Source organism: Mycobacterium sp. (genome assembly GCF_052145595.1).
Lineage (GTDB): Bacteria > Actinomycetota > Actinomycetes > Mycobacteriales > Mycobacteriaceae > Mycobacterium.
The window spans coordinates 1-13,682 of record NZ_JBKQOI010000222.1 but is presented as its reverse complement, the minus strand read 5'-3'; the positions used below and the strand labels follow the sequence as shown (position 1 = coordinate 13,682).

Here is a 13,682-nt window from a genome sequence, read left to right as displayed (position 1 = left end):
TGTCGGCGACGCGTGAAAACTGACCCCGTGTCGACGCCTGAATTCTGACCCCCTTCGAACGACTCTCGGTGCATGAGCCGAGAGGAGAAGGGAGTTGTTGTCAGTGGAGGACTGGGCTGAGATCCGCAGGCTGCATCGAGCGGAGGGGTTGCCGATTAAGACGATCGCGCGGACGTTGGGGATCTCGCGCAACACAGTGCGTGCCGCGCTGGCCTCGGCTGGGCCACCGAAGTATGAGCGCAAGCCGGCAGGGTCGGCGGTGGATGCGTTCGAGGACGCGATCCGGGCTCAGCTCAAGGACGTGCCGACGATGCCGGCCACGGTGATCGCCGAGCGGGTCGGCTGGACGCGTGGGATAACGGTATTCAAGGAGCGGGTCCGCGAGTTGCGGCCGGCCTATTTGCCGCCGGACCCGGCGAGCCGGACGACCTATGAGGCCGGGGATATCGCGCAGTGCGACTTGTGGTTTCCCCCGACCACGGTCCCGGTGGGGTTCGGGCAGACCCGAACGCCGATGCAGCTTCCGGTGCTGACGATGGTCACCGGGTATTCGCGGTGGCTCTCAGCGATCTTGATCTCGACCCGGCGTTCTGAGGACTTGTTCGCCGGGTGGTGGCGGTTGATCCACGCCCTGGGTGCGGTCCCGCGCACCCTGGTCTGGGACGGCGAGGGTGCGATCGGGCGGTGGCGGGCGGGGCGGGTTGAGCTCACGGGTGACTGCCAGGCGTTCCGTGGGGTCCTGGGGGCCAAGGTGGTGGTGCTCAAGCCGGCCGAACCTGAGCATAAGGGCATCATCGAACGCGCTCACGATTATTTGGAGCGGTCGTTTCTGCCGGGCCGGACGTTCAGTGGCCCTGGGGATTTCAATCACCAACTGCAGGGCTGGCTGCAGATGGTGAACGGGCGGACCCGCCGGGTGTTGGGCTGCGCACCGGCCGACCGGATCGGTGCGGACCGCCACGCCATGCTCGCGCTGCCGCCGGTGGCACCGGCGGTGGGGTGGCGCTCAGCCACCCGGCTCGCCCGCGACCATTACATCCGGTTGGACTCCAACGACTACTCGGTGCACCCCGGGGTGATCGGCCGGCGCATCGAAGTCCTCGCCGACCTCGACGGTGTCCGGGTGTTCTGTGAAGGCAAGGTCGTCGCCGATCACGAACGGGTATGGGCTTGGCATCAGACCATCACCGATCCCGGGCACCGCGAGGCTGCCAAGGTACTGGCCCGCACCCGCATCGGCGCCTTGCGGCCGGTGCGTGAACCCGAGGCCCAGATCACGGTCGAACAGCGGTCTTTGACCGACTACGACACCGCCCTGGGCATCGACCTCGGCGAAGGCGGGTTCGCGTCATGACCACCAAGCCCGCCCCGGCTGGGGCCGCGACCTTGTCGAGCAACCGGGACCTGGCTGCCGAGATCAGCTTCCTGACCCGCGCTCTGAAGGCGCCCACCTTGCGCGAAGCCGTAGCCAGATTGGCTGAGCGGGCCCGCGCGGAGTCCTGGACCCACGAGGAGTTCCTGGTGGCCTGTCTGCAGCGCGAGGTCTCGGCCCGAGAGTCCCACGGCGGTGAGGGCCGTATCCGCGCGGCTCGTTTCCCGTCCCGGAAATCGTTGGAGGAGTTCGACTTCGACCACGCCCGCGGACTCAAGCGGGACCTGATCGCGCACCTGGGCACCCTGGACTTCGTCGCCGCCAAAGACAACGTGGTCTTCCTCGGGCCACCCGGCACCGGAAAAACCCACCTGGCGATCGGGCTGGCTATCCGGGCCTGCCAAGCCGGCCACCGCGTCCTGTTCGCCACCGCCAGCCAGTGGGTGGCACGGCTGGCCGACGCTCACCACGGTGGACGTCTGCAACAAGAACTCGTCCGGCTGGGCCGCTACCCCCTGCTGGTCACCGACGAGGTCGGCTACATCCCATTCGAACCCGAAGCCGCCAACCTGTTCTTCCAACTCGTGTCCTCCCGCTACGAACGGGCCTCACTGATCGTCACCTCCACAAGCCCTTTGGCCGCTGGGGCGAAGTATTCGGCGACGACGTCGTGGCCGCCGCCATGATCGACCGCCTCGTCCACCACGCCGAAGTCGTCGCCCTCAAAGGAGACTCCTACCGCATCAAAGACCGAGACCTCGGACGAGTCCCGGGATCGTCAACCGAAGAGAAATGAACACCAGGGGGTCAATTTTCAACCGTCGAAAAGGGGTCAAATTTCGACCGCCGTTGACACTCGCGCTTGTAGTGACACCACTCCTGCCTCACGATGTGTGCCAGCGCCTTACCGGCTGAGCACTCCGAAAGCCCAGAAGTTTCGGTGATTCGGGTACTTGGCTGACCGCAGGTGGCCTTCGTGGGCCGTGGCACTCCTGTACCAGGGCGGGGCGCGATCGTTCTATCAGACGCCGCTCATCCGTTCTTAACTGTGTGACTGAACCCACCACAGGAAGGGCCGGCACTTGTGGCTACCGAACTCTTCACGGTCGAACACCAGGGCGACCTTCTACACGGGCTTCGCTACGACCTGCAGAGCGCGCGCCCTCCAGATCGAAAGCTAGCCGAACCTGCTCCAGGTCAACACATCTTGCAGATGTGACCGCTTGGACATCGAACGCGCTAACGCACGGCCCAGCTTGACCAACCCCAGCGCGGACGCCCGGCGCTCCGCACGGACAGCTAGTGAAGTGGACATCAGAATGACTCGCGAAGACATCGAATTCGAAGGGGAGGGTGGTGTCACCCTCCGGGGCTGGTTCTACCCAGCCGAGCACACACCGACACCGGGACCCGCACCAGTGGTCGTCATGGCGCATGGGCTCACATGCGTCAAGGAGATGCACCTTGACGACTTTGCCGCCTACTTCGCCGAGGCTGGCCTCAACGTGCTCGCCTACGACCACCGCAACTTCGGTGACAGCGACGGGCTGCCCCGGCAAGAGGTGGACCCCGTCCTCCAGTACCGCGACTACCGAAACGCGATCTCGTACGCCTCGACCCGTCCTGACGTCAACGCGGCCAAGGTCGGCGTCTGGGGTTCAAGCTTCACCGGCGGCCACGTCCTCACTGTCTCCTCGATCGACAAGAGGGTCAAAGCCGCTGTCTCGCAGGTGCCTTTCATCTCAGGGCCACGCACGCTGAGCCGCGCGATTCGGCCGGACTTCATCCCGCACATCCGTGAGGCACTCAACGCAGACCGACTCCACCGATTCGCCGGCGGAGAGCCCACGACGATGCCGGTCATTGCGGCTGACCCGACGGAACAGGCGTTGATGCCGTCGACCGACACCTACGAGTGGTTCAGCAAGACCGCGGCGTCGCGAGCACCTAACTGGAAGAACGAGGTCACGGTCCGGAGCCTGGAGTTGGTTACCGAGTACGACCCCAGCAGCTACATCGGTCGGATCGCGCCGACACCGCTGTTGATGATTGTGGCCGAGGACGACGTGGTGGCACCGTACATGCTCGCCCTCGAAGCCTACGAGCAGGCCCGCGAACCAAAGCGGCTCCTTGTCGTCCCTGGCGGCCATTTCGACGTGTACACCGGCAAAGGGTTCGAGGTGTGCGCGCTGGCGGCGCGAGAGCACTTCATCAAGCATCTTTACGACTGAGAAGGCGCCCGGCTGCCTGCGTGCGCACCGACGCCGGCAACCGGGCCCTACGCAGGTTCAACCTGACACCAACAAGACCAGGGAATGGCGACACACCAATGGACGCAGTTCAGACACGACCGGCACCGGTTGCCACTGGATGCGGCGCCGTCATGCGACCTGCCCTCGGGCGATCAGAGCTCGCCGAGACCGGAATCGGCAAGTACCTCTCATGGCTTGCCAGTCGGGGTCAACGCTTCGACACGTACCTGGATCTGTGGGCGTGGTCCGTCGACGACATCGACGGGTTCTGGGCTTCGTTATGGGAGTACTTCGGCATCGCAGGTCCGCCCGGTGACTCGGTCGTGCTCGACAAGCGAATGCCAGGAACTCGGTGGTTTCCGACTGCCCGAATGAACTATGCAGAATGCATCCTTGGATCAATCAAAGACCCGAACCGAGTCGCGATCCAGGGACGGTCACAGTCCCGCGACACCGTAGGGCTGACATACCGCGACCTCTTCGAGCAAGTCCGACGGGCCCGCGCAGCATTCCAGAGCCTGGGAATCCGCAAGGGCGACCGCGTCGCGGGCTACCTGCCCAACGTGCCCGAAGCCGTAGTCGCGATGCTGGCCGCCGCATCGCTGGGAGCTATCTGGGCGTGCTGTCCACCAGAGTTCGGCGCCCGCAGTGTCATCGACCGCCTGGCCCAACTCGAACCCAAACTCCTCATCGCGGTCTCTGGGTACACGTACGGGGCCAAAGACGTGGACAGATCCACCGAACTGGCCACCATCCGGGCGGCCTTGCCCACCCTCGAGCACGTCATTGGCGTTGCGTACGGCGATCACGAGGTGACAAACGCCATCGACTGGACCTCTCTGCTGCTGGAGCAGGGCACCGACATTCCACTCGAATTCGAACCGGTGGCCTTTGATCACCCCCTGTGGACCTTGTTCTCCTCGGGTACGACGGGGCTGCCGAAAGCAGTCGTTCACAGCCACGGGGGGATCACCCTCGAACATCTGAAACTGCACGCGCTGCACCTTGATACGCGTGCTGACGATCGAATCATGTGGATCACCACAACCGGCTGGACCGTGTGGAACTGCATGGTCAGTGCGCTCATGCTGGGGGCCACCCTGGTCGTCATAGACGGAAACCCCCTCTATCCCGACCTGGCGCAGCCGTGGCGAGTGGCCGCGGACGCCGGCGTCTCCCTTTTTGGCACCAGCCCCGCCTATGTCATGGCGTGCCGCAAAGAGGGAATGACTCCCGCTGATGGCCTAGACCTCACCGCTTTGAGGACGCTCGGCATCACCGGTTCGGTGTTGCCCGCGGAGGCCTACGACTGGCTGCACACCGCACTGCCCCCAGACATCTTCGTGAACTCGATGAGTGGAGGCACCGACATCTGCTCCAACTTCGTGGTGGGCAACCCCTGGCTGCCCGTCTACCGGGGAGAAATTTCAGGTCCCGCCCTCGGCGCCGACGTCACCGCCTTCGACGACGAGGGACGTGAGGTCCTCGACCAGGTTGGCGAACTCGTCGTCCGTTCCCCTATGCCCTCGATGCCCGTCGAGTTCTGGAACGACCACGACATGGCCCGTTACCTGTCGTCCTACTTCGTCGAATACCCGGGGATCTGGCGGCACGGAGACTGGGTAACCGTCACAAGCCGCCGCAGCTGCATCATCCACGGCCGCTCCGACGCCACGTTGAACCGTGGTGGTGTGCGGCTCGGAACCGCCGAGTTCTACGCCGTCGTCGAGGACCTACCCCACGTTCGCGACAGCCTCGTCGTTCACCTCGAAGACAACGCCGGGGGACCCGGCAAGCTCATGCTCTTCGTCCAGCTCGCCCCCGGCTTTGAGATGAACGACGACACCGTCGCCGCTATCAAAAAAGTCCTCCGCGTGGAACTTTCACCCCGCCACGTGCCCGACTTCGTCGCGGCGGTACCGGCGGTCCCGCGCACGCTCACGGGCAAGAAGCTGGAGACGCCCATCAAGAAGATCCTTGCCGGCAGCAACCCGGACCAAGTCGCATCGAAGGGGGCCATCACGGACTACGAAGCCATCGAGGCCTTCGTGCGCGCCGCATCGCAGGCCACCTAGTCGCTCACCCGGTGGGGCACACCACGCCGGGACAAACTCACACGCTTTGTCAACCAACGAAATTCACCATCAATCAGGAGGAACGCAATGCCTTGCTGGGACATCTTCACCCCCGAGAACGCCTTCAGCGACGACGACAAGGAGCGGCTGTCTGAGGCGATCACCTCGATCTACACGGACTACGTCAACCTGCCCAAGTTCTACGTTGTAATTCTCTTCCACGAGAAGCCCGCCAACAGCATCTACGTCGGCGGAAAGGCGGCCAACAACTTCGTGCGAATCCGCGTCGACCACATCGCCCGGCAGATGGACACCGCCGAGATGCGGGCACTATGCATGTCGGTCATCGAGGAGAAGCTGGCGCCGTTCGTGAAGGAGCGCGGCTTCGACTGGGAGGTCCACATCGACGAGACCCCCATGGACCTGTGGCGCGTCCAGGGGCTCGTTCCGCCTCCGGCCGAGTCCGAGATGGAAAAGCTCTGGGCCAAGGAGAACAGGCCCGTCCCTTACGAGATGGCCCACTGACGGCGATCCGGGGCACAGCCAATGCGCCGTCAGTCACCCGTGGCTGGCCTGGAGGCGCCCCTAGTGGTGCCCCGGAACCTGTCACATCCATCTCTAGCAAGGAACGACCATGTATCAGGCACCGATTGACGACTACGACTTCTTGCGCGCCATGTCATCGACGGCAGCCGGCACCTGGACGTCATCCCCGCCGGTGAAGTCAAGCTCGACGATGTTCGCGAGATCTTGTCCGGCGCAGCGACATATACCCGAAAGTCGCCATGCGTATTTCAAAATGGCGGTTGATGGCGGTTCCGCCACAAAGATTGGAAGTCTACTAGGTCAGCTAAGTAGATCTGGTCGCTGCACTCGCTACGAAGTCAGTCGCGACGGATTAGACCTCATCCAGATCGGGTCGACAGTGGCAAGCGAGCCCGCGATCGAGTCAGCCACCCCATGAAGGCCCAAACAAAGTCGTGGACCAACCAACCGGTGTCAGGGCAGGAGCCCGCATCCGATACTCCGACAACGTGTCCGGTCCGCTTCCCACTTCAACCGTCGTGTTGCCTAACTGCGTGCACAGACCCGTACATCAGGTTGGCATCAGCATGCCTAGGGACGCAACGGACCGGCCCCTTCCGGTATCGCGGTCGTCGTCCGAGAGAAATTCCTGAACAACCGTGCAGGTCTAGGATCCGCCACGAAGATGAGAAAAACGCGTCCGCCATTTCGATGAGAATTCTGCAAACGCCCTGGTAGATACATCGCCATCCGCCACGCGGATTGGGAACCTACATCGCCGCCTGGCGAGCCGCGGGTGCCACTCACCTGTCGGTCAACACCATTAACGCCGATCTCGCGAATGTCGACGACCACCTCGCCGCATTGGAGCAGGTCGCCGCCGACCTGGAGTGGCGCTAAGCGCGGTCGGACGCCGGCCAAAGCGCGTATCCCGCTGCGGTAGAACGACTTTTGCATCATCCTCCCCTGTCGTCCGAGGTTCGGGATTACATCCTGGGCCGGCGTTTTACCTCTTTTGTCATCCGATGTGGGGCCCTATGGCCCTAGGTGCTGGGTCGCGCAAAGCAAATGCTTGAGGCATGCGCGATTGGGGTGATGACGGCAGCCCGAGCTTGACGCCGGGCACCAAGGACGCCGTGTCGTTAGACACCGCGACGTCGATGGGGCTGCTGGCCAGCGTCGACTATGGGCGGCTCGTATTTAATCTCGAATCTCGTCCGGCGATCCGCCCAGTCAATCACGTCGTGGACGACGGCACGGTAATCGTCCGCACCCGGCTGACCTCATCAATTTCCGCTGCGGTGCGATCCGTCGACGGCGTCGAGGTCGCCTATGAAGTCGACAGGATCGACCCCTGGCGTCGCACGGGCTGGAGCGTTGTCGTCGCGGGGCGCGCACGCACGCTTACGGACCCAGAACAGATTTCGCGCTACGAGCAATCGCTTCATCCGTGGGTGGACCACGCCGACACGGTCATCGCCATCGAGCCTGAGGCCGTGACCGGCCTGCGCATCATCGCCCCGCAGGAGTAGGCCGGCGGCCCAAGAAGCTACTGGCCGACGCGGGTTCTTGCCCGCAACTCCCCTCGCGTTCAAGCAATTCCCGGCCTAGTTCTAAAAGACCGCGAACCAGATGGCGATGTATTGGCAGATAGCCGCGAGCGCTGTGAACGCATGGAAGAACTCATGGTAGCCGAACGTCGTCGGCCACGGGTCGGGCCAGCGCAGCCCATAGAACACCGCACCAAGGCTGTACAACAGGCCTCCCACAGCCAGCAGCACCGTCGCGACCATTCCGGCGTTGTGCAGGATCATCCCGGTATACCCGACCGCCACCCAGCCCAGCAGCAGGTAGAGCGTCACGCCCAGCCAGCGCGGGGCCGTTGGCCAGAACAGTGTCAGTGCGATTCCGGCAACCGCGCCGCCCCAGACGATCGCAAGCACGAAGTGCCCGGTCGCACGCGGCATGGCGAGCCTCGCGAACGGCGTATAGGTGCCGGCGATGAGGACGAAGATCATCGAATGGTCGAGCCGCCTCATCCAATTCCTGACGACCGCAGACACCCAGTCGACGCGGTGATATGTGGCGCTCACGGCGAACATCGCCACGACCGCCAGGGTGTATGTCAGCGTTGAGTGCCCGGCCCGCTTCGACGCCTCAGCCCATGACACCGCCACCAGCGGCGTACCCGCAATGACGGCCGCGACGGCGCAGTAGGAGTGGATCCAACCGCGCAACCGTGGCTTGGTCAGAACACCGGCAGCGCCATCAGCAACGGTGATCGGCCCGAAAGGCTTGGGCTGGAAGGCCACATGGGTCTGGTAGCTCAATGTCCCTCCCCGATTCGCACGCGGATCACCGTTAAGCGCTTTCATTCCCGGCGATCTAGAGCCTGGCTACATCTTTACGTCGCGCCTTAAGGAGCCGCTATATCGAACCTATGAATTGCCTGTATCCACCGATGTCGCCAATTCAGGACACGCATCCCGCGGTCGTATATGCGTTTTGTCACCCGTAGGCCCGGCTTTTAGGGATGCGCATTGGGTTGCTGGGACGCGTCGATGCAGTCGGTCATGCCGTTGGAGGCGGCGTCGCGGTCGGTCAGCGGGTCAAGGCCGAAGGTGAATTGACAGAATTTGAGCAGGCTCACGTGAGAATTGAGCCGCGGCGGCCGCCCCACCCGCAGCACCGTCACCCTGACCGAAGAGGTCAACGCCTTACGCCACGGCGACTCGCTGCAGGTGACCGTGCTGCGCGGCAACAGACCGCAGCGATTCACTATCGCGCGTCAAGGCTTTTGATGCGCGGCGAAAAGGCGCTTGCGCCACGCCGCCGCGGCCGAGCACCGTGCGCGATGCGGCGCACACTCATCGGTGCACACGCAAAGCCTGGTAGTAGTGGGGATCAAAGATGCCCTCGACGGTGTAGCCCATCGCCTTCGCCGCGGCATCATGGTCAGAAGCCAACCAGCGCTCGGTGTGCTGGCGCTCAAACTCGACCCAGGACGGCACCGTGAACCTCTCCAGGACGGTGTCCGGCTCTTCGGCACTGCGATAAAGCCCCCAACTATGACCACCCGTTCGTAGGCGTGATCGCCTGACTGCGCTCATCGCCTCGACAAAGTTATCGAGGTTCTCGGCCGACACTCGATAGTGGACGGTCACAAGCACTGGTCCATCGTCGGGGTGTAGTTCAAACCTGACTGTCGGTGAATGCCAGTCAGTGGAAATCTCGCGGCTCAGCTGCCCGGTCAGGGGCAGCAACGGAAGCGTGACCACGCTGAGGGCAGCAACGCCCAGTAACACCGCCGAGCAAATCAGCGCGACGTTAAGCCCCGCCCGCGTTGCGACGACGCCCCACACGTACGAGCCGACCGCCTGAGATCCCGTGAAGACGAGCAGATATATCGCCAATCCGCGGGCCCGAACCCATCGCGGCAACGATAGCTGCGCCAATGCGTTCAACGTCGTCAACGAGATCAGCCAAGCCATCCCCGACAACACCAGGAGGGGCGTCGCCGCAGCGAACGGCAGCCAAGCAGCCCCCAGCGGTGCAAGCCCGTACACGGCGGCGCACGCCGCCAGCGACACGTTGGCTGACACTCTGTCGCGTAACCGTGCGGCAACCAGGACAGCGAGCACCGCGCCAACACCTATGGCCCCCAGCGCCACACCGTAGCCACTGGCTCCGAGATGCCATCTGCGGGCGGCAGCCACCGGCAATAAAGCGAACAGGGCCGAGGCGGGAAACAGGAAAAGGGCTGCGCGCAACAAGATCCTGCGGAAAATCGGACCATTGCGCACGTATAGCAGTCCGGTGATGACGGCATGGCCGAGACGTTCTCGTTCGATCGGCGCGTTTTGCTTCGGTCGTTTCCAGCCCGCCAGCGCAAAGATTATTCCCGTGAACGATACTGCGTTGATCGCGAAGACCGCTGCGGGTCCGGCCAACGCCACGACAACGCCGCCAATCGCCGGTCCAATCGCTCGGGCCGCGTTTGAAGAGACGCTGGACAAAGTCGCGGCAGCCGGTATTTGTCCGCGCGGGACAACCTCGGGCTGAATCGCCTGCCAGGCCGGTGCGGTTAGCGCAGAAGCGCAACCAATAGCCACGGTGAACGTCAACAGTGACGCCGGGCGGAGGCTACCGAGGTATGCGACTATCGCCAGGGCCAGCGCCACCAGCACTGCATACGACTGCAGAAACATCAGCAACCGGCGCCGATCGAACAGGTCAGCAAGCACTCCGGCGAACAATCCCAAAAGCAGTGTCGGCCCGAGGCTCGCCGTCTGGACCAGCGCCACGATGAGGGCGGTGCTGTGCTGTTCTACCAAGAACCATTGTGCCGCCACGCTTTGCATCCACGTCCCGATATTGGAAGCGAACTGCGCGATAAACAAGTTACGGAACACGCGATTGCGCAACGGCGTCCGTGCCGACGGTCGCCCATTGTCATCAGTGTCCCGACTCTGAGTCACTGTTGAACCGGTTGTCGATAGACCGTCTGCTCGGCAGAGCAACGAAGCTGCTTGGCGCCACCCGTTGCCGCGAGGAACAAGTTGATGCGCAACGCCTTTCGCGTTGCAGCGGGATTCAAAACGCGTACACCAAGGATCCTCACGTCGACGATGCCCTTGTCACGCAAGCCAACGGTTTCGATCTTGGCAGCTGATCCGCCATTTCTATACACCTTTATCGAGGCCACGAATCCAACCACCGCTAGACCTCGATTCGCGCACCCATGACCACCGTCCGGTCGCCCGGCAAGCCGAAATACTCGGCCGCGTCTGCCGCGATGTAGGAAGTCGCGACGAACAGGCGCTTGCGCCACGCCGCCATGGTCGGTGCGGAGCCTGCCCTGAGTTCAAGTTTCGAGAGGAAATAGGAGGCATCGTCGATGCCGATTTGGCCTTCGGTTTGCCGCGGGTCGAGCAGGCGCAGCACGCCCGGAATGTTGGGCCGTTCCATATACCCGAATTTCGCGGCGACGTGGATAACCCCGTCTTGGGCATAGCCCAAGGTATCGACTTCTATTCGTTCCGCGTCCGGCACTCGCGGCGCCGGCAGGGTCTCGATCGACATGATCACCACATGTTGATGCAGCACCCGGTTATGTTCGACATTGGCTCGCATTGCCAGCGGCGCGGTCTCTTTGCCGCGGTTGAGGAACACCGCCGTGCCGGGAATTCGCACCAGCGGTGGCCGAAAGTTGGCCAGGTGATCGATAAATTCGCGCAGCGGTCCCTCGGCCCGCGCTCGGGCCTCTGTGACGAGATCGCTGCCCCGCTGCCAGGTGGTCATGACCGTGAAAGCCGTGGCGCCAATGAGAAGCGGCACCCACGCCCCGTGGACCAGCTTGGTCAGGTTCGCTGCCACGAACAGCAGATCGACCGACAACAACCCGCCGGCGCCGATCACGATCAGCCACATCGGTGTGCCCCACCGTGTGCGGGCGATGTAGAAAAAGAGAAATGTTGTGATGGTGATCGTCCCCGTCACCGCCATGCCGAACGCAAAGGCCAGTGCCGCCGAGCTGCGGAACGCAAAGACCAGGATCAGCACCGAGACCATCAGCAGACCGTTGATCCAGGGCACATAGATCTGGCCGATCGTCGACTCGGACGTGTGTACGACCCGCACCCTCGGCAAGTAGCCGAGCTGAGCGGCTTGCGACGCCACCGAGTAGGCGCCCGTGATCACCGCCTGGGAGGCGATGACCGTCGCCGCAGTCGCCAGCAACACCATCAGTAATCGCGCCCACGCCGGCGGGAGCAAGAAGAAGGGGGCATCGACGACACTGTTGTTGCCCGACAGCAACGCGGCCTGGCCGAAATAACTGAGAACGCATGCCGGCATGACGATGAACAACCACGCCCAGGTGATTGCCGGCCGACCGAAGTGGCCCATGTCCGCGTAGAGCGCCTCCGCGCCCGTCACCGCCAGCACAACCGCGGCCAGCGAAAAAACGCCACGTCGAAGTGCTCGGCCATGAACGTCAGCGCGTATACCGGTGACAGCGCTCGAAGGATTTCTGGATGCTTCGCGATCCCCCCGACACCGCACGCGCCAATCGCGATGAACCACAAAACCATCACGGGTCCGAATAAGCGTCCAATCGCGGCGGTGCCGCGGCTCTGAAAGGCGAACAGAAGAACGATGATCACCGCGGTGATCGGCACGACCCAGCCACCCAACCGCGGCTGTATCACTTTAAGGCCCTCCACCGATGACACCACGGAAATCGCCGGAGTGATCATGCTGTCACCGAAAAAAAGCGAAGCGCCGAAAAGGCCGAGCATGGCTAACATCATCGCCGTGCGACGACCCCCTCGGCCGGCGAACCGGCGCACCAGGGTAATGAGCGCCATGATGCCGCCTTCGCCGTCATTGTCGGCACGCATGACCAGGGTGACGTAGGTGAGCGTGACAATGATCATCACCGACCAGAAGATCAATGACACAACCCCGTACAGATTGTCCGTGGTGATCGGTATGGGATGGGGATCGTGGGGGTCGAAGATCGTCTGGATGGTGTAGATCGGACTTGTCCCGAGGTCTCCGAACACGACACCGAGCGCGCCGATCACGAGTGAAGAGCGGGCTCTGTCCGTACCGAAGATGGTGCGAAGCGGCAACGCGGGCTTGACAAGCGTGGGCATGGCGAGGTTCCTCTACCGGGGGCTAGCGGGAGGTGACGCGGCGGGTTGATCGTAAGGCGCAATTTGAGATCGCACCATCCGGCGGGTATCACCCGTAAACGAACTCCAGCCAACGATCAACGGCGGAAGACCACCCACCTCATCGCGCAGTACATGTACACCGCTTCACAGATACCTGCCACGATCCGCGACAGCTGATATTGCACCCCAACGGCCGCCAACACACTGGTCACCCCGAGGATGAAAGCCAGGTAGTTGACGACGACCACGACGACGTACACGGCAATCTGTGGTCCGACCGGCGCGTGGGACTGAAAGTTGAATGTGCGATTGAGCACGTAGCTGAGCGCGAAGGCGCACACATAAGCGGCGGTGACGGCGATCGGCACCGGAACGCCGAACCCGCTGCGCAGGCCGGTGAGGATCGCCAGATCGACGCCGAAGGTCAGGCCGTTGATCAGGCAGAAGCCAAGAAATGTCGGCGCAACGATTGATCGGAGCCCGAACGGAAGCCGGGCAACGACCGCCTCACACCACTGGTGGAATCGGTCGACCTGGCGTGATTGACTCGCCCGCGATCCGGTTTGCACACGGGTACGGTGCCATGGCCAGGTATCCGCCGTGTGATCAGTCGGCCAATTCCCCGCGGAGCACAAAGGCAATTAGTCAACGGTCTCTGCCTCGCCGCCGGCACAGCGCTCTCGGCGCTGGGCTGCACAGCTCCTGGGATGCCTGCAGGGCGCCCGCCCGGGCAAACGTCAGGCTGGCGCCATCAATGCTGCGCGGTTCCGTTGATCGC

Annotated in this window: 10 protein-coding genes and 3 pseudogenes; 7 read left to right on the top strand and 6 right to left on the bottom strand. The window is 63.3% G+C overall.

The features are described from left to right. Positions 1–94 precede the first annotated feature (94 nt). The 7 genes and pseudogenes from istA (at position 95) to ACLP4W_RS20075 (ending at position 7,756) form a co-directional block, all read left to right on the top strand. Entirely contained in the window at positions 95–1,354 is a 1,260-nt protein-coding gene (gene istA, locus ACLP4W_RS20105) for an IS21 family transposase (RefSeq protein ID WP_442388939.1), read from the top strand. Continuing rightward, positions 1,351–2,168, top strand: a pseudogene (gene istB / locus ACLP4W_RS20100) (IS21-like element helper ATPase IstB). The gene istA and the pseudogene istB overlap by 4 nt, the downstream one beginning before the upstream one ends. 523 nt (positions 2,169–2,691) lie before the next feature. Beyond that, complete coding sequence (locus ACLP4W_RS20095) at positions 2,692–3,603, top strand: alpha/beta hydrolase (RefSeq protein ID WP_442388937.1); 912 nt, start codon at positions 2,692–2,694, stop codon at positions 3,601–3,603. Between the two features lie 152 nt (positions 3,604–3,755). Then, the gene (locus tag ACLP4W_RS20090; protein ID WP_442388936.1) at positions 3,756–5,699 is read left to right on the top strand and encodes an acetoacetate--CoA ligase; all 1,944 of its coding nucleotides are present in this window, start codon (positions 3,756–3,758) and stop codon (positions 5,697–5,699) included. 87 nt (positions 5,700–5,786) lie between these two features. Beyond that, positions 5,787–6,224 carry a tautomerase family protein gene (locus ACLP4W_RS20085; protein ID WP_442388934.1) on the top strand — a complete coding sequence of 146 codons (438 nt, stop codon included), beginning with the start codon at positions 5,787–5,789 and terminating at the stop codon, positions 6,222–6,224. A gap of 774 nt (positions 6,225–6,998) precedes the next feature. Continuing rightward, positions 6,999–7,124, top strand: a pseudogene (locus ACLP4W_RS20080) (LLM class F420-dependent oxidoreductase); the annotation flags it as partial. A gap of 179 nt (positions 7,125–7,303) precedes the next feature. After that, complete coding sequence (locus tag ACLP4W_RS20075; RefSeq protein ID WP_442388933.1) at positions 7,304–7,756, top strand: pyridoxamine 5'-phosphate oxidase family protein; 453 nt, start codon at positions 7,304–7,306, stop codon at positions 7,754–7,756. An 81-nt stretch (positions 7,757–7,837) separates the two neighbouring features. On the opposite strand, the gene trhA is transcribed toward ACLP4W_RS20075, so the two are convergent. The 6 genes and pseudogenes from trhA to ACLP4W_RS20045 form a co-directional block, all read right to left on the bottom strand. Beyond that, positions 7,838–8,554, bottom strand: a complete 717-nt coding sequence (trhA, locus tag ACLP4W_RS20070) for a PAQR family membrane homeostasis protein TrhA (RefSeq protein WP_442388931.1) — start codon at positions 8,552–8,554, stop codon at positions 7,838–7,840. 197 nt (positions 8,555–8,751) lie between these two features. Further along, positions 8,752–9,003, bottom strand: a complete 252-nt coding sequence (locus ACLP4W_RS20065) for a hypothetical protein (protein WP_442388929.1) — start codon at positions 9,001–9,003, stop codon at positions 8,752–8,754. 88 nt (positions 9,004–9,091) lie between these two features. Next, entirely contained in the window at positions 9,092–10,702 is a 1,611-nt protein-coding gene (locus ACLP4W_RS20060) for an MFS transporter (RefSeq protein WP_442388927.1), read from the bottom strand. Continuing rightward, positions 10,699–10,941 (bottom strand): hypothetical protein, encoded by a 243-nt coding sequence (locus ACLP4W_RS20055; RefSeq protein ID WP_442388925.1) that lies wholly within the window; start codon positions 10,939–10,941, stop codon positions 10,699–10,701. Before ACLP4W_RS20055 ends, ACLP4W_RS20060 begins: the two co-directional genes overlap by 4 nt. 2 nt (positions 10,942–10,943) lie before the next feature. Next, positions 10,944–12,883: pseudogene (locus ACLP4W_RS20050) on the bottom strand (potassium transporter Kup). Between the two features lie 116 nt (positions 12,884–12,999). Then, a complete protein-coding gene (locus ACLP4W_RS20045) occupies positions 13,000–13,473 on the bottom strand; it encodes a GtrA family protein (protein WP_442388924.1) in 474 nt (157 codons plus the stop codon). Positions 13,474–13,682: the final 209 nt, after the last annotated feature.

What these genes read in the sequence shown, in the direction of transcription:
- ACLP4W_RS20075 (WP_442388933.1), top strand. Translation starts at nt 7,304, where the DNA reads ATGCGCGATTGGGGTGATGACGGCAGCCCGAGCTTGACGCCGGGCACC.
- ACLP4W_RS20085 (WP_442388934.1), top strand. Translation starts at nt 5,787, where the DNA reads ATGCCTTGCTGGGACATCTTCACCCCCGAGAACGCCTTCAGCGACGAC.
- ACLP4W_RS20095 (WP_442388937.1), top strand. Translation starts at nt 2,692, where the DNA reads ATGACTCGCGAAGACATCGAATTCGAAGGGGAGGGTGGTGTCACCCTC.
- ACLP4W_RS20090 (WP_442388936.1), top strand. Translation starts at nt 3,756, where the DNA reads ATGCGACCTGCCCTCGGGCGATCAGAGCTCGCCGAGACCGGAATCGGC.